Here is a 25,042-nt window from a genome sequence, read left to right as displayed (position 1 = left end):
GCCCCGCCACATCGACTGGGGCGACCGCGAGGTGGCCGTCCCGGCCTTCCTCACCATCGCCCTGATGCCGTTCACCTACTCGATCACCGCGGGCGTCGGCGCGGGCGTCATCTCCTACGTCGTCATCAAGGCCGGCGCGGGCAAGTGGCGCGAGCCGGGCCTGCTGATGTGGGCGCTCTCGCTGGTGTTCGTCGTCTTCTTCTCGCTGCACCCGCTGAAGGACTGGCTCGGCATCCACTAGCCGCTCCACCCCCGCCCCCTCCCGTCCCCTCCACGTTCGAAGGAGCCACCCATGCAGGACATCGCCGAGCAGCTGAACGCCTGGCACGCAGCGGGTCGCTCCTTCGCCGTGGCCAGTGTGGTGTCCGTCTCCGGGAGCGCACCGCGCGATCCCGGAGCGGCGCTGGCCGTGGACAGCGACGGCGAGGCCGTCGGCAGCGTCTCGGGGGGATGCGTGGAGGGGGCGGTCTACGAGCTGTGCCAGTCGGCACTGGAGTCCGGGAAGCCGGAGCTGCACCGCTTCGGCTTCTCGGACGAGGACGCCTTCGCGGTCGGGCTGACCTGCGGCGGCGTCATCGACGTCTTCGTCCAGCCGGTCGTCCCCGGCGTCTCGGACGGCCTGGACACGGCCTTGTCCCACGTCCACGCCGGCACCCCGGTCGCCCTGGTCCGCGGCATCGCCGGACCGGCCGCGCTGATCGGCTCCGCGCTGGCCGTCACCGGCGACGCCCACTACGGCACCCTGCCCGACCACCCCGAGCTGGAGCAGGCCGCCGCCACCCACGGCCGGGCCATGCTGGACGCCGGTCGCAGCGGGCAGTTCACCCTGGCCCTGGACGGCCGCCCGTGCACCCCCGACGCCACCTCAGCGGAGACCGACACCGACGCCGAGGCGACCGTCACCTTCTTCGTCGAGTCGCACGTCCCCGCCCCCCGGATGATCGTCTTCGGTGCCATCGACTTCGCCGCCGCAGTCGCCAGGATCGGCGGCTTCCTCGGCTACCACGTCACCGTCTGCGACGCCCGCCCGGTCTTCGCCACCGAGCGCCGCTTCCCCACCGCCGACGCGGTCGTGGTCGACTGGCCGCACCGCTACCTGGACGCCGAGGTCGCCGCGGGACGGGTGGACGGCCGCACCGCGCTGTGCGTGCTGACCCACGACGCCAAGTTCGACATCCCGCTGCTGGAGCGCGCGCTGCGGCTGCCGCTGGGCTTCGTCGGCGCGATGGGTTCGCGCCGCACCCACTTCGAGCGCCTGGACCGGCTGCGCGAGGTCGGCCTGACCGAGCTGGAGCTTTCCCGGCTTCGCTCCCCCATCGGCCTGGACCTGGGCGCGCGCACCCCGGAGGAGACCGCCGTCGCGGTCGCCGCCGAGATCGTCGCCCACCGCCGCGGCGGCACCTGCCTCCCGCTCAGCAGCCACACCGGCCCGATCCACCACGACCACCCCCTGCGCGAACGGGAGCGCCCCCGGCGGATCGCCTGAACCCGGAGCGGGTGACGTAGGCTGCCCCTGCGGGCGTGACTGGCGCTTGGGTGGACCACCACCGGGGAGCGACCCGCCTTCAGAGCGAAGCCGCGCGCCTGGGCACCCCCTTCCAGCCCGGGAACAGCCCATGTCCGCACAGCCCACGCCCGCACAGCCCAGGTCCGCACAGCTCATGTCCGGTACCGCCCTCGCCGCCGAGATCGTCGCAGACGTCGCGCGCCGGGCCGAGGCCCTGGTGGAGCGGACCGGCGTCCGCCCCGGCCTCGCCACCGTTCTGGTCGGCGACGACCCGGCCTCGGTCACCTACGTCACCATGAAGCGCAACCGCGCCGCCAAGGCCGGCATCGACTCCCGGCTGGTCCGCCTGCCCGCGGCCACCACCACGGCCGAACTGGTCGCCGCGGTACGGGCGCTGTCCGAGGACCCGACCGTGCACGGCATCCTGCTGCAGCACCCGGTCCCCGCCCACATCGACGAGCGGGCCGCGTTCGAGGCCATCGACCCGGCCAAGGACGTCGACGGCGTCACCATGCACTCCTTCGCCGCGATGGCCTTCGGCGAACCCGGCTTCGCCTCCTGCACCCCGGGCGGCATCATGCGGCTGCTCGACGCCCACAACGTCGAACTGACGGGCCGCCAGGCCGTCGTGGTCGGCCGCAGCCCGATCCTCGGCAAGCCGATGGGCATGCTGCTGCTGGCCCGCGACGCCACGGTCACCTACTGCCACTCCCGGACCGTCGACCTCGCCTCCCACCTCGCCGCCGCCGACATCCTGGTCGCGGCGGTCGGCCGCCCCGAGTTCATCAAGGGCCGCGACATCAAGCCCGGCGCGGTCGTCGTCGACGCCGGCTACAACCCCGGCAACGTCGGCGACGTCGACTTCGCCGGGGCGATGGAACGGGCGAGCCTGGTCACCCCGGTCCCGGGCGGCGTCGGGCCGATGACGATCGCGGTCCTGCTGGAGCAGACGGTGACGGCGGCCGAGGCCGCTGGTTGCATGTAGCTTTCATTCAACACATGACGTGACGTGGGTATTCATCGGCCACTTTTACGCCACTTTGACTTCACTGCTTGAAGGCATAGTCTTCGTTCGTTGACCAATGCCTTCAAGCACGGCAAGGATGCTGTGCGCCAAGGAGCTCCACGTGACCAGCACCACCCTGTCCAGGACGGCCCGCACCGCGGGTGACAACCTGGGCCACGTCATCTTCATCACGGCCGCCGCTGCCATGGGCGGGTTCCTCTTCGGGTACGACAGCTCCGTCATCAACGGCGCAGGCGGCGCGATCCACAGCAAGTACCACATCGGGTCGGCCGAGCTGGCCCAGGTCGTCGCCGTCGCGCTGATCGGCAGCGCGATCGGGGCGGCGCTGGCCGGGCGGATCGCCGACCGGATCGGGCGGATCCGGGTCATGCAGATCGCGGCCGTGCTGTTCACCGTCAGCGCGGTCGGCTCCGCGCTGTCCTTCGCCGTGTGGGACCTGGTGCTGTGGCGCACCCTCGGTGGCATAGGCATCGGCATGGCCTCGGTGATCGGCCCGGCGTACATCGCCGAGGTCGCTCCGCCGGCCTACCGCGGACGGCTGGCCTCGTTCCAGCAGGCGGCCATCGTGATCGGCATCGCCATCTCGCAGCTGGTCAACTGGGGAATCCTGGAGGCCGCGAACGGCAACGACCGCGGCCACCTGCTGGGCCTGGAGGCCTGGCAGATCATGCTCGGGGTGATGGTGGTCCCGGCCGTGCTCTACGGCCTGCTGTCGTTCGCCATCCCCGAGTCGCCGCGGTTCCTGATCTCCGCCGGCCGGATCGACCGGGCCAAGCAGGTGATCGCCGAGGTCGAGGGCGACATCGACCTGCGGGCCCGGGTCGCCGATATCGAGTCGGCGATGCGCAGCGAGCACAAGTCCACCTTCAAGGACCTGCTCGGCGGGGCCTTCGGGCTGCAGAAGATCATCTGGATCGGCATCGGGCTGTCGGTGTTCCAGCAGCTGGTCGGCATCAACGTGGCCTTCTACTACTCCTCGACGCTGTGGCAGTCGGTCGGCATCGACCCGGCCTCGTCGTTCTTCTACTCGTTCACCACGTCGATCGTGAACATCGTCGGCACGGTGGTGGCGATCGTGCTGGTCGACCGGATCGGCCGCAAACCGCTGGCACTGATCGGCTCGATCGGCATGACGGTCTCGCTGGGCCTGGAGGCCTGGGCGTTCTCCTACCTCAACGGCGGGTCGACGCTGCCGCACGGACAGGGCATGGTGGCGCTGATCGCGGCGCACGTGTTCGTGTTCTTCTTCGCGATGTCCTGGGGCGTCGTGGTCTGGGTCATGCTCGGTGAGATGTTCCCGAACAAGATCCGCGCCGCCGCGCTCGGCGTGGCCGCCGCAGCCCAGTGGATGGCCAACTGGCTGATCACCGCGACGTTCCCGAGCCTGTCGGACTGGAACCTGACCGCCACCTACCTCTTCTACATGGCCTTCGCCGCACTCTCGATCCCCTTCGTGCTCAAGTTCGTGAAGGAGACCAAGGGCAAGCGGCTGGAGGACATGGGCTGAGCACGGCGCGCCCCACGCACCATCGGTCAGCGGCGGTTCAGCCACCACTGGCCGATGGTGTGGTATTTCCGGTCGAAGTTGCGGTCCCCGAGGAAGCCCCCGATCGGAACGGGCAGCTTGGTCTTCCGCCCGTCCGCCCGGTGCACCAGAACGACCCTGCTGCCGAGGACACGGCGAACGGTGAAACCCTCGATCTGCGACCAGGCCAAGCAGCTGCCGCTGCCGAACCTGGTGACGACAAGCCCTTCCGGCGTCAGCCGCACGCTGTTGCGGCATCGGATGAGCGCCCCGATCGATCCTCCGAGCGCCGCCGCGGCGAACGGCATGGCCACCGTGCCCGGGTTCTGCACCAGGAACGTGCCCTGCAGGGCCATCCCGACGAAGGCCCCCAGGGGGACGAACAGGAATCCCTGGAGCTGCTGCGGCAGCGGATCCCGAAAGCCGACTTCCTCCGCGGTCCCGTCCGGCCTCAATCCGTGAACGGCGACGCCGTCCCTCCAGCCCACAGCTGCTCCCCGCCCAATGCGCCCGATGATCGCCGAAGCATCGCACCCCGGCGCCTCGGATGTCGAGAGGTCAGAGCCCGCCCCCGAGGTACAGGTCGTGTGCATGGCCCAAGTCCCGGTCGTGGTCGGCCTGGCTCGCGCGGTTGAGGGCCTCGTAACCGCCGTGCCTGCGGGGCCCCGCGGTGTGCAACTGGACCACCGCGTCGCGGACTTGGCGTAGGACGGTGCGGGTGGCCGTGGCGGGGTCGGCGAGGACCTCCGGGTCGGCGGTCGGGGGGAGGGCCTCGCTCCAGCCGCGGGTGGTCTCGGCGAGGGTCTCGCGCAGATCGTCGTGCTCGGGGCCGGGGAAGAGGAAAGGGGTCAGGCCGGCCCGGTGGGCCAGCGCTGCGAGCGGCTCGTCCTCGGGGGCGAGCAGCGACAGCCGGGCAACGAGGGCGTCCCGTTCGGACGGGTCGGTGAGCCCGGTGCGGGTGGTGGGCAGCAGGCCCAGGCGGCGGACGTGCCGTGGGCCGACGGTGCCCTCGTCCTCCAGCAGGGCCAGGTAGCTGTCCCGCAGTTCCGGAGCATGGCGCTTGATCCAGGCCTGGACGGCCTTGGGCTCGGGGATGAGCTTGATCACGGCTATCGCCCGGTCGAACCGGGGGTCGCCGGTCTCCGGATGTTCCAGCGTCCGGCCGAGGACGACCAGGTCGGCGCCCCGGATGCCCAGCCGTCCCGACTCCAGGAGGTCCAACAGCTCCGCGCCGGCCAGGGCGCAGCCCAGTTCCGAGCCGCCCTGCAGCCCGCTGATGCGATCGTCCCAGGCCAGCAGCGCCAGTTCCCGTCCCTGTGTCATCTCCTCAACGTACGCCGGGGACTGCGAAGTGACGACCCATCAGAGCGACAGCGCCAGCAGGACCGGGGCAGCGCGGGACGCCAGCGTCTCGGCGGTCTCGCGCAGGCGGTAGGACTGGTCCAGCGGGAGCGAGAAGCCCAGGGCGCCGACGCTGTCGCCGGCCGTGATGGGGACGGCGGCGCAGACCGTGCCGAGGGCGTACTCCTGGAGGTCGAGCACCGGGACGGTCGCGGGCTGGCGGTCCAGCAGATGCAGCAGCACCGACTGGTCGACCTCGGTGCTGGGGGTGAACCGGGCGGCCGGGTGGCGGAAGAAGTGGTCCCGGCGGCCGTCGTGGTCGAGCTGGCCGAGCAGGCACTTGCCCAGGGCGCTGGCGTGGCCGGTGGCCCGGAAGTCCACCCATTCGTGGACGCTCGGGGTGGACGGGCCGTCAACCACCGCGTCGACGGAGACCTCGCCGTCCTGGTAGCGGCTGAAGTAGACGGCGGCGCCGAGTTCGTCGCGCAGCGAGGACAGTTTGGCCAGCAGCCGGGACTGGACCATCAGCTCCCGGTTGCCCTCGCCCAGCAGGGCCAGTGCGCTGCCGATGACATAGGCGCCGTCGTCCAGGCGCTGCAGGTAGCCCTCGCGTTCCAGGGCCCGCAGCACTCGCCGGGCCGCCTCGACCGGCAGGCCGACCTCGTCGGCGAGCTCGGCCGGGGTGCTGCCGTGCGCATGCCGGTCCACCGCTTCGAGCAGCCGGAGCGCACGCGCGACCGGGCCGCGCGGGCCCCCGGACGACGGGGCCGCATCGGCCGGACGCGTGCTGTTCTGTGCCGCCATGCCCATCAGAGTAATCAGCATGACCGTTGATGGGCATGGCTTGCACAGAAAGCGGGAAGGACCGTACGTCAGTCCGACTTCTGCTGGTCCTGGATGATCGAGAAGGTCGCACCCCAGGGGTCGGTCAGCACGGCCATCCGGCCGAACGGCGAGTCCATCGGCGCCACCATGACGTTCGCCCCGCGCTTGACCGCCGCGTCGACGGTGCTGTCGGTGGCGTCGACGCAGAAGTAGGTCATCCAGTGCGACGGGACGTCGGCCGGGAAGTTGGCGTCGGTCATCGGGTTGATGCCGCCGACCGGGCGGCCGTCCACCTGGATGGTCAGGTAGCCGCCGGCGCCCTCGGGCGCCCCCGGGACCGGTCCGACGCCGAGGCCGAAGACGTTCTTGTAGAAGGCGCTGGAGGCCTCCGCGTCACGGGTGTTGCACTCGTTCCAGGCGATCGCGCCGGGCTCGTTGACCAGCTGGGCGCCGAAGAATTCCTTGTGCTGCCAGATGCCGAAGACGGCGCCGGCCGGGTCGACCGCGACCATCATCCGGCCGAGGGTCATCACGTCCATCGGCGGCATCATGACGGTGCCGCCCGCCTTGCCGACGGCGGCGGCGGTGGCCTCGGCGTCAGCGCTGGCCAGGTAGGTGGTCCAGACGGTCGGCGTGGACTCGTCCATGGTCGGGCCGATGCCGGCGACCGGCAGGCCCTTGTAGGTACATACCGCGTAGCCGCCGGTCTCGGCGGGCCCGGGCTCACCCTGCCAGCCGAGGATGTCGCGGTAGAAGTCGAGTGCGGCCTGCTGGTCCGGGACCATCAGGTCCACCCAACAGGGGGTTCCAGGTGCGTAAGGGGCTTTGACTTCGGGCATCGGTGCGAGCCTCCGGAATGAGACGTGCGGACGGTCCCCCCGGGCGACCACTCTTCACCGTCCGCAGCCACTTCGCTACCCGAATCGCCGAATAGAACAAAAGAGCGAACCCCGGTGCGACGCTGCACCGGGGTCCGCTGGTCATTCCTCAGCGCGAACGGGTCAGGCCTCGTCGGCGTTGCGGATCGCCTCGACGGCGGCCTGCAGACGCCTGCCGTAGTCGGAGTCGGCCGCGTGGAAGAACGGCAGGACCCGCTCGACCACGTCGTCGCGGGCGACCGAGCCGAGCGAGCCGGCCAGGTTGGCGATCAGGCGCTCCTGCTCGGCGTCCGACATCAGCCGGTACAGCTCGCCCGCCTGGAAGAAGTCGTCGTCCTTGGCGTGCGACGCGGCCTCGTGGGTGCCGGTCCAGCCCTGCACCGCGGTCGGGGCGGCCAGGGCCTGGTCGGTCTGGCGCGGGCCGTCGTACGAGTTGGGCTCGTAGTTCTTGGCCCGGCCGGCCGCGTTGACCGCGCCAAGGCCGTCACGGCCGTAGTTCTGCGCGGTGGTCGCCTTCGGGGCGTTGACCGGGAGCTGGGTGTGGTTGACGCCCAGGCGGTAGCGGTGCGCGTCCGCGTAGGCGAACAGCCGGCCCTGGAGCATCTTGTCGGGCGAGGCGCCGATGCCGGGGACGAAGTTGTTCGGCGAGAACGCCGCCTGCTCGACCTCGGCGAAGACGTTGTCGGGGTTGCGGTTCAGCACCAGCCGCCCGATCTTCTGCAGCGGGTAGTCCGCGTGCGGCCAGACCTTGGTGAGGTCGAACGGGTTGAAGCGGTAGTCGGCGGCGTCGGCCACCGGCATCAGCTGCACATGCACGGTCCAGGACGGGAAGATCCCGCGCTCGATGGCCTGGTGCAGGTCCCGCTGGTGGCTGTCCGCGTCCTCGCCGACCAGCTCGGCGGCCTGCTTGGCGTCCAGGCTGCGCACGCCCTGGTTGGTCTTGAAGTGGTACTTCACCCAGTAGGCGGCGCCGTCGGCGGCGACCCACTGGTAGGTGTGCGAGCCGTAGCCGTTCATGTGGCGGTAGGACGCCGGGATGCCGCGGTCGCCGAACAGCCAGGTGATCTGGTGCAGCGACTCGGGCGAGTAGGACCAGTAGTCCCAGACGTTGTCCGCCTCCTGCACGCCGGTGAACGGGTCGCGCTTCTGGGAGTGGATGAAGTCGGGGAACTTGATCGGGTCCTTGATGAAGAACACCGGGGTGTTGTTGCCGACGAGGTCGTAGTTGCCCTCCTCGGTGTAGAACTTCAGCGCGAAGCCGCGGGGGTCCCGGACCGCGTCGCCGGCGCCGAGGTTGCCCGCGACGGTGGAGAAGCGCAGGAAGACCTCGGTGCGCTTGCCGACCGTGTCCAGGAAGTTGGCGCGGGTGTAAGCGGTGACGTCGTCGGTCACCTCGAAGTAGCCGTAGGCGCCGGAGCCGCGGGCGTGCACCACGCGCTCCGGGATGCGCTCGCGGTTGAACCGGGCCAGCTTCTCGATCAGCTGCTGGTCCTGGATCAGGACCGGGCCGCCGATGCCGGCCTGGGCGCTGTTCTGGTTGTCGGCGACGGGCGCGCCGGACTCAGTGGTCAGGATTTTGGACATGGGGATACCTCGGTAGTGGCTCGGTGAGATCGAGTGGAGGAGCTTTGGACGGCAGCTGCTGGGCGGGCCGTCGTCTCAGACGCCCAGCAGCCGCCAGATCGCGGCCCGGCGGCGGGAGGTCTCCGCGCCGTCGGGGGTGTCGCCGGGCTGCAGCGCTGCCACCGCGGCCTCGGCTGTCGCTGCGTCAGCGATCGGGCGGGCGGCGCTGAGTGACGCTGCCTCGGACTCGGTGAGGCCCGCTCCGATCAGGGCCCGGTCCGCCTCGGTCGCCGGGACCAGGTTGAACCAGCGCAGCGCCAGCGCGGCGCGTCCTGCCTCGGTGAGCCGGCCGGTGAGGCGCAGCCGGGCCACCCCGCCGTCCGGGAAGACGTTCAGCCGGGCGCCGTCGACCGGGCGCTGCGGCTCGACCCGGAAGCGGTGCCGGGTGTCGGGCTGCAGCCGGGTGCGCGGCAGCAGGTCGAACCACTCCCCGGTCGCGGCGTCCCGGCCGGAGACCGAGGCCCAGCCGGGGCAGTTGGCGACGAAGTGGGTGGTGTCCAGCTCGATCGCCAGCACCTCGCCGGTGCCGGCCAGGTCCAGCTCGACCCAGTCGTTGTCCTTGTTGCGACGGCGCCGGGTCTCCCAGCCCTCGCCCATGACCGCCGCGCGGCCCAGGGAGTTGAGGTTGTGCGGGGAGGAGAAGTAGCGGTCGGACGCGCCGGTGGCCACGCCGCCGTGCTCCTGGGCGGCCAGGTCGAAGGTCAGCCCGTCCAGGTCGCGCGGGTCGGCGACGACCTCGCCGTGGACGCGGAGCCGGGCCACGCCGCCGTCCGGCCAGATGTTGAGCCGGACGTGGGTGAACCGCTGCTCGGCGTCGACCGGGAACTCATGGGCGGTGTCGCCCTTGAGCGCGGTGCGCGGCACGATCTCGGTCCACTCGGCCGCGGCCAGCTCGGCCGGCGACGGGTGCCCCGGTACCGAGGCGGCCTCGACGGAAGCGGTCTCCGGGTAGTTGCCGGTGAAATGGGCGGTGTCGACGATGACTCCGCGGATCACGCCGGCCGCGCCGAGGCGGACGATCGCCCAGTCGTGGTCGTCGTCGGTGGGGTGCGGCTGGTCGGCGCCGGCGCCGCGGCGGCGGCGGGTCTCCCAGCCGTCCATGATCTGGCCCTTGTGGCCGAAGGTGTGCGGCCGGAACTCGGCGGCGGCCGCGACGATCAGGTTCTCCTTCTCGGCGAACAGCTCGTCATTGGCGTCCACCACGCCCGCGCCCAGACCCCGGGCCGCGAGGTTGACCAACTCGGTGAAGGCGGCGGGCTGCTGACTGTCGGTCATGCTTCTCCTCGGGCGATGATGCGGCCGATCGGACGGGCGTCCGCGTCGACGTCCACGACCTGGCCGCGAAGCCAGGTGGTACGGACGGCGCCGGTCAGCGAGCGGCCTGCGTACGGGGTGACGGGATTGCGGTGGTGCAGGCCCTCGGGGTCGACGGTGAAGGCCGCGTCCGGGTCGAAGGCGACCAGGTCGGCGTCCTTGCCGGGGGCGATGGCCCCCTTGGCGTCCAGCCCGACCAGGGCCGCGGGGCCTGCGCTCATCCAGCGGACGACGTCGGTGAGGGCGAAGCCGCGGCGGCGGGCCTCGGTCCAGATGGCCGGCAGGCCGAGCTGGAGCGAGGCGATGCCGCCCCAGGCGGCGGCGAAGTCGCCGTTGCCGCCGTAGCGGGCAAGGTGCTTGAGGTCAGGGGTGGACGGCGAGTGGTCGGACACCACGGCCGCGAACTCCCCGTCCGCCAGGGCCTGCCAGAGCAGGTCCCGGTTGGACTCGTCCCGGATCGGCGGACAGCACTTGAAGGCGGTGTCGCCGTCCGGCACCTGCTCGGCGGCCAGGGTGAGGTAGTGCGGGCAGGTCTCGGCGGTGACCCGGACGCCGTCGGCGCGGGCCTGCCGCAGTAGCGGCAGCACGGCGGCCGAGGAGACGTGCAGGATGTGCACCCGAGCGCCGGTTCGCTCGGCCGCTGCCAGCAGTCCGCTGACCGCGGTGGCCTCGGCGTCGTCCGGGCGGGAGGCCAGGAAGTCGGAGTAGTGCGGGCCGGGGTGCTGGGGTGCCGCGTCCAGGACCGCGGGGTCCTCGGCGTGGATGATCGCCAGCGCGCCGATCCGGGCCTGCTCGGCCAGCGCCTCTTCGAGTTGATCGCCCGTCAGATGCGGGAACTCGTCCACCCCGGAGGGGGCGAGGAAGCTCTTGAAGCCGAACACCCCGGCCCGGTGCAGCGGTTCGAGGTCGGCGGTGTTGCCGGGGATCGCGCCGCCCCACAGGCCGACGTCGACGAAGGTCTGCCCGTCCGCGACCTTCCGCTTGGCCTCGAGGTTGGCCACGGTGGTGGTCGGCGGGATGGAGTTGAGCGGCATGTCCACGATGGTGGTGACACCGCCGGCGGCCGCCGCGCGGGTGGCGGTGGCGAAGCCCTCCCACTCGGTCCGGCCCGGCTCGTTCACGTGCACGTGGCTGTCGACCAGGCCCGGCAGCAGCGCCAGGTCGCCGAGGTCGACCAGCTCGCCGACGCCCTCGCCCCCGCCGTAGGGGCGGACCTCGGTGATCCTCCCGTCGACGACGACCACGTCCGCGGCCTGCTCGCCCTCCGGGAGAACGGCGCGACGGGATCGGAAGACCTGGGTCAACTCAACCTCCGGGATCGGTACGGCAAGGGGTCGGTACGGCAAGGGGTCGGTCTGTCGGTACGGGGAGACTACGGTCGGCTTCAACAAAACGTCAACGTTTGAAGCTCCACATCGGAGTCCGACTAGGCCAGGAACTGTTGAGCGATCTGCTCGCCCGCCAGCTCGGCCAGCTCGGCGGCGCGGGCGATGCTGTCGCCCGGCTCCGCGTCCGGTCCGGCCAGCGCGGCCAGCTCGTAGGCGGCGGCGAAACCTGCACCGCGCCAGGCGGGTGCGTCGAGTTCGAGTCGGCCGGCCACAGCGACCACCGGGACCCCCGCCCCAGCGGCCGCCGCGGCGACCCCGGCAGGGGCCTTTCCGTGCAGCGTCTGCACATCCAGGCATCCCTCGCCGGTCACGACCAGACGGGCTCCCCGCACCGCCCGGTCGAAGCCCAGCAGATCGAGCAGCAGCTCGATACCGGGCCGCATGGTGGCCCCCAACAGGGCCATCGCGCCGAAACCCAGGCCGCCGGCCGCGCCGGCGCCGGGGGCTTCACGCAGGTCTGTGCCGGTCGCCTTGGCGACCGCGTCGGCCCAGTGCGCCAGCGCCGCGTCCAGCTCGGCCACGTCGGCCGGGCTCGCGCCCTTCTGCGGACCGTAGACGGCGGGGGCGCCGCGGGTGCCGAGCAGCGGGTTGTCGACATCGCTGGCGATCACCACCTCGACCCCGGCAAGGGTCCCCGCGACGGGTCCGAGGTCGAGGTGGTGCAGCCGGGCGAGGGCGGCGCCGCCAGGGGGCAGATCGGCACCGTCGGCGTCCTGCAGCGTCGCGCCCAGGGCCTGGGCCAGACCGGCCCCGCCGTCGGTGCAGGCGACGCCGCCGAGGCCGAGGACGATCCGGGTGCAGCCGAGGTCCAGCGCACGGGCGATCAGCTGCCCGGTGCCGTAGCTGCCTGCCGTCAGCGCGGCGGGGACTCCGCCGGGCAGCAGGGTCAGGCCGCTGGCCTGGGCGGCCTCGACGACGGCGGTCCCGCCGTTCACGGCGATGGCCGCCTCGACCGGCTCGCCGGTGGGACCGCTGACCGTCAGCGCGACGCGGCGGTAGCCCGCCGCGAGCGCGGCCAGCACCGTGCCCTCCCCTCCATCGGCGACGGGCAGCAGGCGGACGTCGGTGCGGGGCGCGGCGCGCAGGATGCCTGCGGCGATGCGCTCGGCCGCTCGGGCGGCGGTCAGGCTGCCCTTGAACTTGTCCGGGGCGATGACCACATGAGCGGTGGATTCCTGCTGCTGCGTCATCGTCGCCGTCCTCGTTCTTTGCATACGGGTGGGTCTCCTCCCGGCGGTGCGGGCACGACCGGATCTTCCCATCATGGGGATGGGTCACACCGCCGGGAGGAAGCTGTAGGAAGCATGGGCCTCCCCGCGTCGGCGGGCACGACCGGAGATGGATCTACCGGCGCGGGGAGGAGCTGTCGGGGCTGTGTACTAGCCCAGGGTGTTGAGGATCGCGCTGGGCGCGTCCGAGGCGCGCTCGGCGACGGGCTCGAACTCGTTCACGTTGGTGATCTCGGTGCCCATGGAGACGTTGGTGACGCGCTCCAGGATGACCTCGACGATCACCGGCACCTTGAACTCCGCCGTCAGCTTCTTGGCCTGCTCGAACGCGCCGGCCAGCTCGCTCGGGTCGAAGACCCGGATCGCCTTGCAGCCCAGGCCCTCGGCGACCTTGACGTGGTCCACGCCGTAGCCGTTGACCTCGGGAGCGTTGACGTTCTCGAAGGACAGCTGGACGTGGTAGTCCATGTCGAAGTTGCGCTGCGCCTGGCGGATCAGGCCGAGGTAGGCGTTGTTGACCACGACGTGGATGTAGGGGATCTGGAACTGGGCCCCCACCGCCAGCTCCTCGATCATGAACTGGAAGTCGTAGTCGCCGGAGAGCGCGACGACCGTGCCCTCGGGGTCGGCGGTGGCGACACCCAGCGCGGCCGGCAGGGTCCAGCCCAGCGGTCCGGCCTGGCCGGCGTTGATCCAGTTGCGCGGCCCGTAGACGTGCAGCATCTGCGCGGCCTGGATCTGGGAGAGGCCGATGGTGGTGACGTACCGGGTGTCCCGGCCGAAGGCCAGGTTCATCTCCTGGTACACCCGCTGCGGCTTGACCGGGATGTTGTCGAAGTCGGTCTTGCGCAGCAGCTCGCCCTTGCGCTCCTGGCAGCTGGCCGCCCACGCGCTGCGGTCCTTGAGCTGCCCGGCCGCCTTGCGCTCGCGCGCCACCTCGACGAACAGCTCCAGAGCGGCCTTGGCGTCCGAGACGATGCCGAAGTCGGGGGCGAAGACGCGCCCGATCTGGGTCGGCTCGATGTCGACGTGGACGAAGGTGCGTCCGGCCGTGTAGCTCTCGACGACGCCGGTGTGGCGGTTCGCCCAGCGGTTGCCGATGCCCAGGACGAAGTCCGAGGCCAGCATCGTCGCGTTGCCGTAGCGGTGCGAGGTCTGCAGGCCGACCATGCCGGCCGTCAGCTCGTGGTCGTCCGGGATGCTGCCCCAGCCCATCAGGGTCGGGACCACCGGGACGCCGGTCAGCTCGGCGAACTCGACCAGCAGTTCGGCCGCGTCCGCGTTGATGACGCCGCCGCCGGAGACGATCAGCGGCTTCTCCGAGGCCTGCAGCAGGTCCAGCGCCTTCTCGATCTGGGCGCGGCTCGCGGACGGCTTGTAGACCGGCAGCGGCTGGTAGGTCTCGATGTCGAACTCGATCTCGGCCATCTGGACGTCGATGGGCAGGTCGAGCAGGACCGGGCCCGGACGGCCGGACCGCATCAGGTGGAAGGCCTGCTGGAAGGCGCCCGGCACCTGGGCCGGCTCCAGCACGGTCATCGCCATCTTGGTCAGCGGCTTGGCGATCGAGGTGATGTCGACGGCCTGGAAGTCCTCCTTGTGGAGCTTCGAGACCGGCGCCTGCCCGGTGATGCAGAGGATCGGGATGGAGTCCGCGCTGGCCGAGTACAGGCCGGTGATCATGTCGGTGCCGGCCGGGCCGCTGGTGCCGATGCAGACGCCGATGTTGCCGGCCTTGGCGCGGGTGTAGCCCTCCGCCATGTGCGAAGCGCCCTCGACATGGCGGGCCAGGATGTGGGTCAGCCCGCCGTTGGTCCGCATCGCGGAGTAGAACGGGTTGATCGCCGCACCCGGCAGGCCGAACATGTGGGTGACACCCTCGGCCTTGAGGATCTCAACAGCCGCCTGGGCGGCAGTCATACGGGCCATTTCAGTTGACCTTCCGTCCGGCGAGGCGCTCGACGCCGCGCAGCAGTGCCGAGTGGTCCAGCGAGCCGTCGCCGTTGGCGCGGGCCGAGGCGACCAGCTGGGCGACCAGGGAGCCGACCGGCAGCGGCGCCTCGACGGCGCGGGCGGCGGCGGTGACGATCCCCATGTCCTTGTGGTGCAGGTCGATCCGGAAGCCCGGGGCGAACTGGCGGTCGACCATGTTGGCCTTCTTGCGGTTCAGCACGGTGGAGCCGGCCAGGCCGCCCGCGAGGACGTCCAGCGCCGCCGGGAGGTCGACGCCGGCGTTCTCCAGGAACACCACGGCCTCGGCCACGACCTGGATGTTGACCGCGACGATCAGCTGGTTGGCGGCCTTGACGGTCTGTCCGGCGCCGGCCGGGCCGACGTGGATGACCGTGGTGCCCAGCACGTCGAACAGCGGCTTGGCCTCGGCGAAGTCGGCGGCGGCGCCGCCGACCATGATCGAGAGCACCGCCTCGATCGCACCGGCCTCGCCACCGGAGACCGGGGCGTCCAGGGTGCGGACGCCCTTGGCGGCAGCGGCCTCGGCGACCTTGATGGAGGTCTGCGGGGTGATGCTGCTCATGTCGATGACCAGGGTGCCGGGCTTGGCGTTCTCCAGGACACCGCCCTCGCCCAGGATGACCTGCTCGACCTGCGGGTCGGCGGGGACCATGGTGATGACGACCTCGGCGTCCGCGACCGCCTCGGCGATGCTGCCGGCGGCGCGGCCGCCGTCGGCGACCAGCTTGTCGATGGGCGGCTGGGTCAGGTTGAACCCGGTGACCGTGTGCCCGGCCTTGACCAGGTTGGCAGCCATCGGGCTGCCCATGATCCCGAGGCCGATAAAGGCGATCCTGCTCATTGGTTACTCCAAAACAAGTGAGGGTCAGTCAAAGAAGTCGGGGGACCATGCACCACCTGGGGGCGCGGGGAACTGCGCGCTCAGCCCACTGCGGAGGTGCATGGTCGGCAGCGTGCGCAGTCGCACAAGCACCGCCTCGCACCCCCATGTAGTCGGTGGGTCAGCCCCGTGCACTGGTGCGGAGCTCACGCGGAAGCCACCCGAACGGGTCGCCCTCGGTGCCGGGCTTGTACTCCAGGCCCACGTACCCCGCGTAGCCGACCTCGTCGAGACGGTTCAGCAGGGACGGGAAGTCCAGCTCCCCCGAGCCGGGGAAGTTGCGGGCCGGGGCGTCGGCCACCTGTACGTGGCCGATCCGGTCGGCGTATCTGTCGATGACCGAGAGCAGGTCCTCGCCGTTGCGTGCCAGGTGGTAGAGGTCGCAGAGGAAGCGGGTGTTGTCGAGGCCGGTGACCGCGTTCACCTGGTCCACCACCGCGACGGCGTCCTTGCTGGAGAGCAGCCCGTACAGTGGGGCCTCCGGCGCGTTCAGCGCCTCGACCAGCAGCGTCGCCCCGATGCCGTGCGCGGCGTGCGCGGCCAGCGCCAGGTTCTCCAGCGCCAGTTCGTCCTGGACCTTCAGGTCCAGCCCCTCGACCCGGTTGCCGTACAGGGCGTTCAGCGAGCGGCAGCCGAGCGACTCGGCGAGGCCTACCGCGACCGCGATGTTGTCGCGGAACTGCTGGGACTCGGCCGGGCGGGAGAGCAGCCCCTTGGAGCCCGCCGCCATGTTCCCGGCGTCGAAGTTGAGCCCGGTGAGCTGGACGCCGGCGTCGGTGAAGGCGCGGCGCAGCGCGTCCAGGTCGCTGTCGGGCGGGGTCGGGCCGTCCAGGGTCCACCAGAGCTCGGCGGCGTCGAAGCCGGCAGCGGCCGCCGCAGCGGGACGCTCGAACAGGGGGAGCTCGGTGAAGAGGATCGACAGGTTCACGGTCCAGCGCTGGTCGAGCCAGTTGTTCTGCGCGGCGGCGGTCATGCGGTCACCAATCAATTCCACGATGCGGAAGCTCGTTTCTGCTTGATGGAACTATCGCATGACGCCGCGAGGGACTGTCAAGGGCAGTCGCAACAAAATGTTGAAGTTGGCCGGTTGCCACCCCCGCCGGGTCCGATCCGGTCGGATACGCTGCGCCCGTGCGATTGAAGGTGGAATTCACGACAGAGCCGTTCGAACTCGACGGCTTCCCCGACCATGCCAAGGCCGCCCGGCGCGCCGTGGACGAGGCGGGGCTGGCGGTCGACGTCGGCCCGTTCGGCACCAGCGCGGAGGGCGAGGCCGAGGCCGCCCTGGCGGCCGTCGCCCGGCTGCTCCAGGACACCCTGGCCCACGGCGCGACCCGGATCTCGCTCCAGGTCAGCGCGCTGGACGAAGCCGGGCTCCCGATAGCCGACCGAGAGGGGGACGGCGCATGAGCCGCGAGGAGCACCCGCTGGCGCAGGCGATCAAGCCACTCCTGGACGCCGTCGGCGCCACCGCGGTCAGCCCGGCCGAGGCCCGCCCGGACGACGTGCTGCTGGAGTGGGAGGAGCAGCCGGCCGTGGCCGTGCGGCTGCCCGGACTGGAGAGCGCCCTGGACCGGCTGCTCGGCGAGGTGCGGCGGCAGTTCGGCGGCGTGGAGCTGACCACGCTGGACCGGGCGAGCAAGCAGCGGGTGGTGGCGCAGCTGGAGGAGCGCGGCGCGTTCACCATCCGGCACGGGGTGGAGACGGTCGCGGCGGCGCTCGGCGTCAGCCGGTTCACGGTCTACAACTACCTCAACCGACAGCAGGCGAACGGCAAGGACAGCTGACCGCCAACACGCACAAGCTGTTTTCAACAAACTGTTGACGTACAGCGGTGGTGGACCTAGCTTTTGGGTGACGCCCCTCGTAGGAGGTCATCCGTGGCCCTGACCACAACCGCTCTCTCCCGGCTCAACGCCCTGGACGACAGCGAACTCGACGCCGAACTGGCCGAGGTCTGCTCCAGCCCGACCTGGGCCGGGATGGTCCGCTCGGCCCGGCCCTGGGCCGATGCGGACGCCCTGCACGCAGCGAACGCCGAGGCCATGGCCCGGCTGGAAGCCGCCGACCTCGACGACGCCATGGCCGGGCACGCCCGGATCGGGCAGCCCACGGCCGGCGACGCCACCTCCGCCCGCGAACAGGCGGGCGTCCACGGCGCCGGTGACGCGCTGCTGGACGAACTGGCGCAGGCCAACGCCGATTACGAGGCGAAGTTCGGCCATGTCTTCTTGATCTGCGCCACGGGCAGGACCGCGGACATGATGCTCGGCGCCCTGCGCGAGCGCTACGGGAACGACGCGGAGGCCGAGCGGGAGACCGTCCGCGGCGAGCTGCGGAAGATCAACGACATCCGCCTCGACCGCCTGCTCGAAGAAGCCTGACCACCGGGGACCGATCCCCGCCGAGGACTGACGGAGCATCATGACCTCCATCTCCACCCATGTGCTGAACACCAGCACCGGCCGCCCCGCCGAGGGCGTGCCGGTCGAGCTGGCCCAGCGAGGGGCCGACGGCGGCTGGACCGTCCTCGGCAGCTCCAGGACCGACGCCGACGGCCGCTGTAAGGACCTGCCGGTCCCGGACACCTCCGCAGGAGCGGTCCTGCGCCTGAACTTCACCACCGAGGGCCCCTTCTTCCCCGAGGTCTCCATCGTCTTCGAGGTCGACCCGGCCCAGGCCCACTACCACGTACCCCTGCTGCTCAACCCGTACGGGTACTCCGTCTACCGAGGAAGCTAGAGAACCCATGGCTCACGTTCTTGGCCAGAACCAGTACGGAAAGGCGGAGACCCGTGTCGTCCGCATCTACCGGGACACCACCCGCCACGAGATCAAGGACCTGAACGTCTCGGTCGCCCTCTCCGGCGACCTGGACGACGTCCACCTCACCGGCTCCAACGCCAACTGCCTGCCGACCGACACCACCAAGAACACGGTGTACGCGTTCGCCAAGGAGCACGGCATCGAGTCCGCCGAGGCCTTCGGCATCCACCTGGCCCGGCACTTCGTCGACAACAACGAGCCGATCCACCGGGCCCGGATCCGGATCGAGGAGTACGCCTGGGACCGGATCCGCACCCCGGACAACTCGGCGCGCTTCATAGGTTCGGAAGAGGTCGGACACTCCTTCGTCCGCAACGGCGGGGAGATCCGCACCGCGCAGATCACCTATGACGGCAGCCGCTTCGAGGTCATCTCCGGCCTCAAGGAGCTGACCGTGCTGAACTCCACCAACTCGGAGTTCTGGGGCTACATCAAGGACAAGTACACCACCCTCAAGGAGGCCTACGACCGGATCCTGGCCACCCGGGTCACCGCCCGCTGGGCGCACTCCTGGAGCGGCGAGGAGACCCAGCCCAACTGGGAGCGCTCGTACACCCACGTGCGCCGCCACCTGCTGGAGGCCTTCGCCGAGACCTACTCCTATTCGCTGCAGCAGACCCTGCACGCGATGGGCACCCGGGTCCTGAACAACCGCGCCGAGGTGGACGAGGTCCGCCTGGAGCTGCCCAACAGCCACCACTTCCTGGTGGACCTGGAGCCGTTCGGCCTCAAGAACAACAACGAGGTCTACTTCGCGGCCGATCGCCCGTACGGCCTCATCGAGGGTACGGTGCATCGTGAGGGCGTGACGCCGGTCATCCCGGTGGCCTAGCCTTCACCCAGCACCACCCCAGGGATTCTCCCGCCGTCCCGCCCTGGGCAGCCCCACCCGACGGCGGTTCTTGCGGGACATGGATCCCGCACCGCCATCGCGAGGAGCTGAAAACGATGACCACTCTTCCCCCGTCCTCCGACGAGCGCATCGTCATCGAGAACGCGGCCATCGCCACCGTGGACGCCGCCGACAACGAGTACACCCGCGGGCACGTCGTGATCGCCGGCAACCGCATCGAGTCGGTCGGCGAGGGCAAGGCCCCGGACTGGCTGCAGGGCGTGACCCGCCGGATCAACGCCGAGGGCCACCTGGTCACGCCGGGTCTGGTCAACACCCACCACCACTTCTACCAGTGGATCACCCGCGGGCTCGCACAGGACAACATCCTGTTCGACTGGCTGGTCGCGCTCTACCCGACCTGGGCCCGGATCGACGACAAGCTGGTGCACGCGGCCGCTCAGGGTTCGACCGCCGCGCTGATGAAGTCCGGATGCACCACGGCCAGCGACCACCACTACGTGTTCCCCAAGGACGGCGGGGACATCCTCGGCGCCGAGATCGAGGCGGTGGCGGAGCTCGGCATGCGCTTCACCGCGCTGCGCGGCTCGATGGACCGCAGCAAGAAGGACGGCGGCCTGCCGCCGGACCACGCGGTGGAGAAGACCGAGGACATCCTGATCGCCTCCGAGGCCGCCGTGGACCGCTACCACGACGCCTCGTTCGACTCCATGCTGCAGATCGCCATCGCGCCCTGCTCGCCGTTCTCGGTGTCCACCGAGCTGATGCGCGAGGCGGCCGTGCTGGCCCGCCGCAAGGGCGTGCGGCTGCACACCCACGGCTCGGAGACGGCCGAGGAGGAACAGTTCTGCAAGGAGCTGTTCGGGATGGGCCCGACCGACTACTTCGAGTCCACCGGCTGGCTGGGCGAGGACGTGTGGATGGCGCACTGCGTCCACATGAACGACTCCGACATCGCCAAGTTCGCCGAGACCGGCACCGGAGTGGCGCACTGCCCGTCCTCCAACGCCCGTCTCGCGGCCGGCATCGCCCGGGTGCCGGACATGCTCACCGCCGGCGTGCCGGTCGGCCTGGGCGTGGACGGCACCGCGTCCAACGAGTCCGGCGAGCTGGGCACCGAGCTGCGCAACGCGCTGCTGATCAACCGGCTGCACGGCCGTCCGGACGCGCTCACCGGCCGCAAGGCGCTGCGCCTCGGCACCATGGGCGGGGCCCGGGTGCTGGGCCGGCAGAACGAGATCGGCTCGATCGAGGTCGGCAAGCTGGCCGACCTGGCGCTGTGGAAGATCGACGGAGTGATGCACTCCTCGATCGCCGACCCGGTCGCCGCGCTCACCCTGGGTGCGCTGCCGCCGCTGGCGCTGCTGCTGGTCAACGGCCGTCCGGTGGTCGAGAACGGCCATCTGACCCGGGTCAACGAGGACCGGATCGCCAAGGCGGCCGCCGACGCGGCCAAGGAGCTGGCCGCGCGCTCGTAGTCGCGCAGGCAGTCGCGCCGGCAGTCGCGCCAGTAATCGCGCGACCGCAATCCCCTGAACTCCGGGTGCCGCTGGACGGTGTGGCACCCGGGCTCCCCGGCAGAGCCCTGTGCGCTGCCGGGGACCGCGGCCCCGGATCCACGGCGAGGATCCGGGGCCGCGGCGTGCCCTGCCGGGGGTGGGCAGACGACATACCAGCCGGTATGTTGGAGCCCAATGTGTTACCCATCAGTAGGGAGTCAGGCATGCGGGCGATCCAGATCACCGAGTTCGGCGGGCCCGAGGTACTGCGGCCGGTCGAGCTACCGGACCCCGTGGCCAAGCCGGGGCAGCTGCTGATCGACGTCGCCGCAGCCGGGGTGAACTTCGCGGACACCCACTCGGTGGAGGACTCCTACCTCTCCCGCAGCACCCTGCCGATGGTTCCCGGAGGCGAGGTCGTAGGACGCACCGCGGACGGCCGCCGGGTGGTCGCGCTCACCGCGACCGGCGGCTACGCCGAGAAGGCCGTGGCCTGGGAGAACATGGCCACCGAGGTACCCGACGAGGTGTCCGACGGGGCCGCGCTGGCGCTGGTGGTCCAGGGTCTGACGGCCTGGCACCTGCTGCGCACGTCGGGGCGGATGGCGCCCGGCGAGACCGTGGTGGTGCACGCGGCGGCGGGCGGGACCGGCTCGCTGGCGATACAGCTGGCCAGGCGCTTCGGCGCGGGACGGATCATCGCCACCGCGTCCAGCAGGGAGAAGCGGGAGCTGGCGCTGGAGCTGGGCGCGGACGTCGCGGTGGAGGCTGAGCCCGAGGGCCTGAAGGAGCGGCTGGTCGAGGCCAACGGCGGCGCCAAGGTCGACCTGGTCCTGGAGATGACCGGCGGCCCGGTGTTCGACGCGTCGCTGGCCGCGTTGGCGCCGTTCGGACGGCTGGTCGCCTACGGCATGGCGTCGCGCACCGAGCCCAAGCCCGTTGCCCCGGCGGGCCTGATGGCCCACTCGACGGCGGTGGTCGGCTTCTGGCTGATGCACTGCGTGGGGAAGCCCGCGCTGCATGCCGAGCCGATGGCGGAGCTGCTGCGGATGGTGGCCGCGGGCGAGCTCACACCGCTGGTGGGGGAGGCTTACCCGATGTCGGAGGCGGCCAGGGCACACACCGAGCTTCGCGCTCGGAGGACCGTGGGGAAGCTGGTGCTGGACCCCCGTAGGTAGGGTGCACCGTCCTGCGTGGTTTGTCGCGCAGTTCCTCGCGCCCCGACCAATTGCAACCGGCCCAGTCGCAGACCCATAGGGGCGCGGGGAACTGCGCGACAAGCCGACCACGGTCCGCGGTCAAGCTCCCGGCCCTAGCCACAACCGTTCTGACGGACCATCATCTGCCTCGTAGGACACGATCCCGGGAGGCAGCATGTCCAAGCGCACCCGTAAGCGGAGCTGGCGCAGGCGCAAGGCCAACCACGGGCGGCGGCCCAACTGCCGCTGAAGGGCCGAGAATCAGGCGGCGGTGACCGGGAGGGACCTCCCCAGGTTTGCTCCCGGTCGCCGCCGGTCGGTGGACTGCGCGGTCAGCCCAGCAGGGCGTAGCCGGGCAGGGTCAGGAAGTCGGGGAAGTCCTCGGCCAGCGCCACCTGCTCGAACAGGCCGGCCGCCTCGGTCCAGCGCCCCGCGCTGTACGCATCGTCGCCCAACTCGGCACGGAGCTCCGCCAGTTCGGTGGCGATCAGCTCGCGGACCAGCTCCGGGGTGACCTTGGCACCGGTGTCGTCCAGGACCACGCCGTTGTAGATCCACTGCCAGACCTGCGAGCGCGAGATCTCCGCGGTGGCGGCGTCCTCCATCATGTTGAAGATGGCCACCGCACCCAGCCCGCGCAGCCACGCTTCGATGTAGCGAATGCCGACCTGGACCGCGTTGTGCAGCCCGGCCGCCGTGCACCGGCCGTCCGCGCCGGCGATGTCCAGCAGTTCGGCGGCGGTGACGGTGCCCGCCGGGCGCACATCCTTCTGGTTGGGACGGTCGCCGAGCACAGCGTCGAAGGCGTCGCGGCAGATCGGCACCAGGTCGGGGTGGGCCACCCAGGAGCCGTCGAAGCCGTTGCCGGCCTCGCGCTCCTTGTCGGCGGTGACCTTCTCCATGGCGGCGGCGTTGACCGCCGGGTCGCGGCGGGAGGGGATGAACGCGGCCATCCCTCCGATGGCGTGGGCACCGCGCCGGTGGCAGGTCTGGACGAGCAGTTGTGCGTAGGCGCGCATGAACGGCGAGGTCATGCCCACGGAGTTGCGGTCGGGGAGGATGTACTTCTCCCCGGCGTCACGCAGGTTCTTGATGATGGAGAAGAGGTAGTCCCAGCGCCCGGCGTTGAGCCCGGCGGCGTGGTCGCGCAGCTCGTAGAGGATCTCGTCCATCTCGAAGGCCGCGGTGATCGTCTCGATCAGGACGGTGGCCCTGATGGTGCCGTGCGGGATGCCGAGGGCCTCCTGCGCATAGGTGAAGACCTCGTTCCAGAGCCGGGCCTCCAGGTGGCTCTCGGTCTTGGGGAGGTAGAAGTACGGGCCCGAGTTGGGGTCCTCGGCGCCGCGGGCCAGCAGCCGGGCGGCGTTGTGGAAGAAGTACAGGCCGAAGTCGAGGAAGGCGCCGGCCACCGGCTCGCCGTCGACCAGCAGGTGCGCCTCGTCCAGGTGCCAGCCGCGCGGCCGGACCACGACGGTGGCCAACTCGGCGTCGGGGCGCAGCGCGTAGCTCTTGCCGGCCCCGGTGCTGAAGTCGATCCGGCGCTCGAAGGCGTCGATCAGGTTGATCTGGCCCTCGACGACATTGCTCCAGGTCGGGGCGGTGGCGTCCTCGAAGTCGGCGAGCCAGACCTTGGCGCCGGAGTTGAGCGCGTTGACGACCATCTTGCGGTCGGTGGGACCGGTGATCTCGACGCGGCGGTCCTGCAGGGCCCGCGGCGCCTCGGCGATCTTCCACTCACGACTGCGGACGGCAGCGGTCTCCGGGAGGAAGTCCAGGGTGCCCTCGGCGGCGATCCGGGCCCGGCGCTCCTTGCGCAGGGCCAGCAGTTCGCGGCGGCGCGGCCCGAACCGACGGGACAGTTCGGCGACGAAGGCGAGTGCCTCCGGCGTGAGCACCTCCTCCCCGCGGTCGACCGGGAGGCCGGCGACGACGATGGAGGCGGGTTCGGCTTCCTGCGGTCCTGCCATGATCCAATGCTCCTTCAGGATGATGATCGAAAGGCGTTCTCGGCACCCTCGGTCTTCTGTAAGGTGGAGGCTAGTTTCCGCGATACAGAATTTCAACACTTTGTTGATGTTGATCGCGGCACACCGTACCCCTGCCCTGGAAGGTAGTCCTGTGGCGGCATCCCCCGCACCGATCGACGCTCCTCCGGCCGACCGCGCCGGGGGCGTCCAGTCCGTCGAGCGCGCCTTCCAACTCCTGGAAATCCTCGCCGACTCGGGCGGGGTGAGCACGTTGAGCGACCTCGCCACGGCGTCGGGGCTGCCCATGCCGACCATCCACCGCCTGGTACGGACGCTGGTCCAGCAGGGGTACGTCCGCCAGGACACCGCCCGCCGCTACACCCTCGGCCCCCGGCTGATCCGCCTCGGCGAGTCGGCCGGCCGGCTGCTCGGCAGCTGGGCCCGGCCCTACCTGGCCGAGCTGATGGAGGCCACCGGCGAGACCGCGAACCTGGCGGTGCTGGAGGCCGGGGAGGTCGTCTACGTCGGGCAGGTGCCGTCCCGGCACTCGATGCGGATGTTCACCGAGGTCGGCCGCAGGGTGCAGCCGCACTGCACCGCCGTCGGCAAGATCCTGCTGGCGCAACTGCCCCGGGACGAGGCGGCGGGGGTGCTCGGCACGGCCGAGCTGCCCGCCCACACCGAACACACCGTCACCGAGCCTTCGCTGCTGCTGGCCCAGTTCGACGCCGTCCGCGCGAGCGGCTTCGCCGTGGACGACCAGGAACAGGAGATCGGCGTCCGCTGCATCGCCGTCCTGGTCCCCGGCGCACCCACGCCTACGGCGCTGTCGATCTCCGGTCCCGAAGCGCGGGTGCGCGCCCTGGAGGCGCGCAGGGGCGGGCTGATCCCCCAGATGCGGGAGATCGCCCTGCGCTTGGGCGAGGCCCTGGGAACGGCCGACTGACCCTGGATGGTTGTTCGCGCAGTTCCCCGCGCCCCTGACCAATTGCAGCTGAGCCTCAGTTGCAGCCCCCAGGGGCGCGGGGAACTGCGCGAACAACCATGCACGCCGTGGAGCGCCGAACTAACCCCGCCACCGCTCCCATTGGTCAACGGTGTCGATGTCGTCTCCAGCGGCAACGTCCCCGCACTCCACCACCGTCAACTCCGAAGCCCGCGCCGCCAGCAGCGCCCGCGCCCCCGAA

At 71.0% G+C, this 25,042-nt stretch carries 24 protein-coding genes, 1 pseudogene and 1 riboswitch; of the genes and pseudogenes, 13 read left to right on the top strand and 12 right to left on the bottom strand.

Features of this window, described 5'->3' with window-relative positions; all coding sequences use genetic code 11:
- From TR46_RS40770 to TR46_RS07975, 4 genes and pseudogenes are all read left to right on the top strand, one after another.
- Positions 1–241 (top strand): annotated as a pseudogene (locus TR46_RS40770) (NCS2 family permease); the annotation flags it as partial.
- 51 nt (positions 242–292) lie between these two features.
- Positions 293–1,486, top strand: coding sequence for an XdhC family protein (locus TR46_RS07985; RefSeq protein WP_042395981.1), 1,194 nt, complete (start codon positions 293–295; stop codon positions 1,484–1,486).
- 26 nt (positions 1,487–1,512) lie between these two features.
- Positions 1,513–1,597, top strand: a riboswitch (ZMP/ZTP riboswitch).
- A gap of 19 nt (positions 1,598–1,616) precedes the next feature.
- The gene (locus TR46_RS07980; protein WP_042395979.1) at positions 1,617–2,492 is read left to right on the top strand and encodes a bifunctional 5,10-methylenetetrahydrofolate dehydrogenase/5,10-methenyltetrahydrofolate cyclohydrolase; all 876 of its coding nucleotides are present in this window, start codon (positions 1,617–1,619) and stop codon (positions 2,490–2,492) included.
- A gap of 142 nt (positions 2,493–2,634) precedes the next feature.
- A complete protein-coding gene (locus TR46_RS07975) occupies positions 2,635–4,041 on the top strand; it encodes a sugar porter family MFS transporter (protein WP_042396205.1) in 1,407 nt (468 codons plus the stop codon).
- Between the two features lie 26 nt (positions 4,042–4,067).
- On the opposite strand, the gene TR46_RS07970 is transcribed toward TR46_RS07975, so the two are convergent.
- From TR46_RS07970 to TR46_RS07920, 11 genes are all read right to left on the bottom strand, one after another.
- Positions 4,068–4,652, bottom strand: a complete 585-nt coding sequence (locus tag TR46_RS07970) for a hypothetical protein (RefSeq protein ID WP_161790099.1) — start codon at positions 4,650–4,652, stop codon at positions 4,068–4,070.
- Positions 4,618–5,382, bottom strand: coding sequence for a GOLPH3/VPS74 family protein (locus TR46_RS07965; protein WP_042395973.1), 765 nt, complete (start codon positions 5,380–5,382; stop codon positions 4,618–4,620). Before TR46_RS07965 ends, TR46_RS07970 begins: the two co-directional genes overlap by 35 nt.
- 39 nt (positions 5,383–5,421) lie before the next feature.
- Entirely contained in the window at positions 5,422–6,204 is a 783-nt protein-coding gene (locus TR46_RS07960; protein WP_084718094.1) for an IclR family transcriptional regulator, read from the bottom strand.
- Positions 6,205–6,272: 68 nt separating this feature from the next.
- Positions 6,273–7,064 carry a VOC family protein gene (locus tag TR46_RS07955; protein WP_042395970.1) on the bottom strand — a complete coding sequence of 264 codons (792 nt, stop codon included), beginning with the start codon at positions 7,062–7,064 and terminating at the stop codon, positions 6,273–6,275.
- Between the two features lie 162 nt (positions 7,065–7,226).
- Positions 7,227–8,687, bottom strand: a complete 1,461-nt coding sequence (locus tag TR46_RS07950) for a catalase (RefSeq protein ID WP_042395967.1) — start codon at positions 8,685–8,687, stop codon at positions 7,227–7,229.
- A gap of 75 nt (positions 8,688–8,762) precedes the next feature.
- Positions 8,763–10,001 (bottom strand): allantoicase, encoded by a 1,239-nt coding sequence (gene alc / locus TR46_RS07945; protein ID WP_042395965.1) that lies wholly within the window; start codon positions 9,999–10,001, stop codon positions 8,763–8,765.
- Entirely contained in the window at positions 9,998–11,359 is a 1,362-nt protein-coding gene (gene allB / locus TR46_RS07940) for an allantoinase AllB (RefSeq protein WP_042396200.1), read from the bottom strand. Before allB ends, alc begins: the two co-directional genes overlap by 4 nt.
- A gap of 107 nt (positions 11,360–11,466) precedes the next feature.
- Positions 11,467–12,618 (bottom strand): glycerate kinase, encoded by a 1,152-nt coding sequence (locus TR46_RS07935; protein WP_042395961.1) that lies wholly within the window; start codon positions 12,616–12,618, stop codon positions 11,467–11,469.
- Positions 12,619–12,807: 189 nt separating this feature from the next.
- Positions 12,808–14,586: a glyoxylate carboligase gene (gene gcl / locus TR46_RS07930; RefSeq protein ID WP_042395958.1), complete on the bottom strand. Its 1,779-nt coding sequence runs from the start codon at positions 14,584–14,586 to the stop codon at positions 12,808–12,810.
- A gap of 1 nt (position 14,587) precedes the next feature.
- The gene (locus TR46_RS07925; RefSeq protein WP_042395956.1) at positions 14,588–15,472 is read right to left on the bottom strand and encodes a 2-hydroxy-3-oxopropionate reductase; all 885 of its coding nucleotides are present in this window, start codon (positions 15,470–15,472) and stop codon (positions 14,588–14,590) included.
- A 160-nt stretch (positions 15,473–15,632) separates the two neighbouring features.
- Positions 15,633–16,484 (bottom strand): TIM barrel protein, encoded by an 852-nt coding sequence (locus TR46_RS07920; RefSeq protein ID WP_042395953.1) that lies wholly within the window; start codon positions 16,482–16,484, stop codon positions 15,633–15,635.
- Positions 16,485–16,642: 158 nt separating this feature from the next.
- Here TR46_RS07920 and TR46_RS43390 point away from each other — a divergent pair, with 158 nt between their 5' ends.
- From TR46_RS43390 to TR46_RS45535, 8 genes are all read left to right on the top strand, one after another.
- A complete protein-coding gene (locus tag TR46_RS43390; protein ID WP_174505101.1) occupies positions 16,643–16,921 on the top strand; it encodes a thiamine-binding protein in 279 nt (92 codons plus the stop codon).
- On the top strand, positions 16,918–17,298 hold the full coding sequence (locus TR46_RS43385) for a helix-turn-helix domain-containing protein (protein ID WP_042395948.1): 381 nt from the start codon (positions 16,918–16,920) through the stop codon (positions 17,296–17,298). The genes TR46_RS43390 and TR46_RS43385 overlap by 4 nt, the downstream gene beginning before the upstream one ends.
- A 99-nt stretch (positions 17,299–17,397) precedes the next feature.
- Positions 17,398–17,895 (top strand): 2-oxo-4-hydroxy-4-carboxy-5-ureidoimidazoline decarboxylase, encoded by a 498-nt coding sequence (gene uraD / locus TR46_RS07905; protein ID WP_042396197.1) that lies wholly within the window; start codon positions 17,398–17,400, stop codon positions 17,893–17,895.
- A 40-nt stretch (positions 17,896–17,935) separates the two neighbouring features.
- Positions 17,936–18,253 carry a hydroxyisourate hydrolase gene (uraH, locus tag TR46_RS07900; RefSeq protein ID WP_042395945.1) on the top strand — a complete coding sequence of 106 codons (318 nt, stop codon included), beginning with the start codon at positions 17,936–17,938 and terminating at the stop codon, positions 18,251–18,253.
- A gap of 7 nt (positions 18,254–18,260) precedes the next feature.
- Entirely contained in the window at positions 18,261–19,169 is a 909-nt protein-coding gene (pucL, locus tag TR46_RS07895; RefSeq protein WP_042395942.1) for a factor-independent urate hydroxylase, read from the top strand.
- A 116-nt stretch (positions 19,170–19,285) separates the two neighbouring features.
- Positions 19,286–20,668, top strand: a complete 1,383-nt coding sequence (locus TR46_RS07890) for an 8-oxoguanine deaminase (protein WP_042395939.1) — start codon at positions 19,286–19,288, stop codon at positions 20,666–20,668.
- 245 nt (positions 20,669–20,913) lie between these two features.
- On the top strand, positions 20,914–21,867 hold the full coding sequence (locus TR46_RS07885) for a quinone oxidoreductase family protein (protein ID WP_042395936.1): 954 nt from the start codon (positions 20,914–20,916) through the stop codon (positions 21,865–21,867).
- Positions 21,868–22,063: 196 nt separating this feature from the next.
- Positions 22,064–22,138, top strand: coding sequence for a 50S ribosomal protein bL37 (locus TR46_RS45535; RefSeq protein ID WP_439654348.1), 75 nt, complete (start codon positions 22,064–22,066; stop codon positions 22,136–22,138).
- 82 nt (positions 22,139–22,220) lie between these two features.
- Here the strand turns inward: TR46_RS45535 and aceB are convergent, their stop codons facing one another.
- Positions 22,221–23,855, bottom strand: coding sequence for a malate synthase A (aceB, locus tag TR46_RS07880; protein ID WP_042395934.1), 1,635 nt, complete (start codon positions 23,853–23,855; stop codon positions 22,221–22,223).
- Between the two features lie 106 nt (positions 23,856–23,961).
- Between aceB and TR46_RS07875 the strand changes: the two genes are divergently transcribed.
- A complete protein-coding gene (locus TR46_RS07875) occupies positions 23,962–24,801 on the top strand; it encodes an IclR family transcriptional regulator (RefSeq protein ID WP_052432626.1) in 840 nt (279 codons plus the stop codon).
- The last annotated feature ends 241 nt before the right edge of the window (positions 24,802–25,042 follow it).

The sequence above is a fragment of the Streptacidiphilus carbonis genome, assembly GCF_000787775.1.
Classification (GTDB): domain Bacteria; phylum Actinomycetota; class Actinomycetes; order Streptomycetales; family Streptomycetaceae; genus Streptacidiphilus; species Streptacidiphilus carbonis.
The sequence above is the reverse complement of the archived record's forward strand: the minus strand, read 5'-3'. Positions and strand labels throughout refer to the sequence as shown.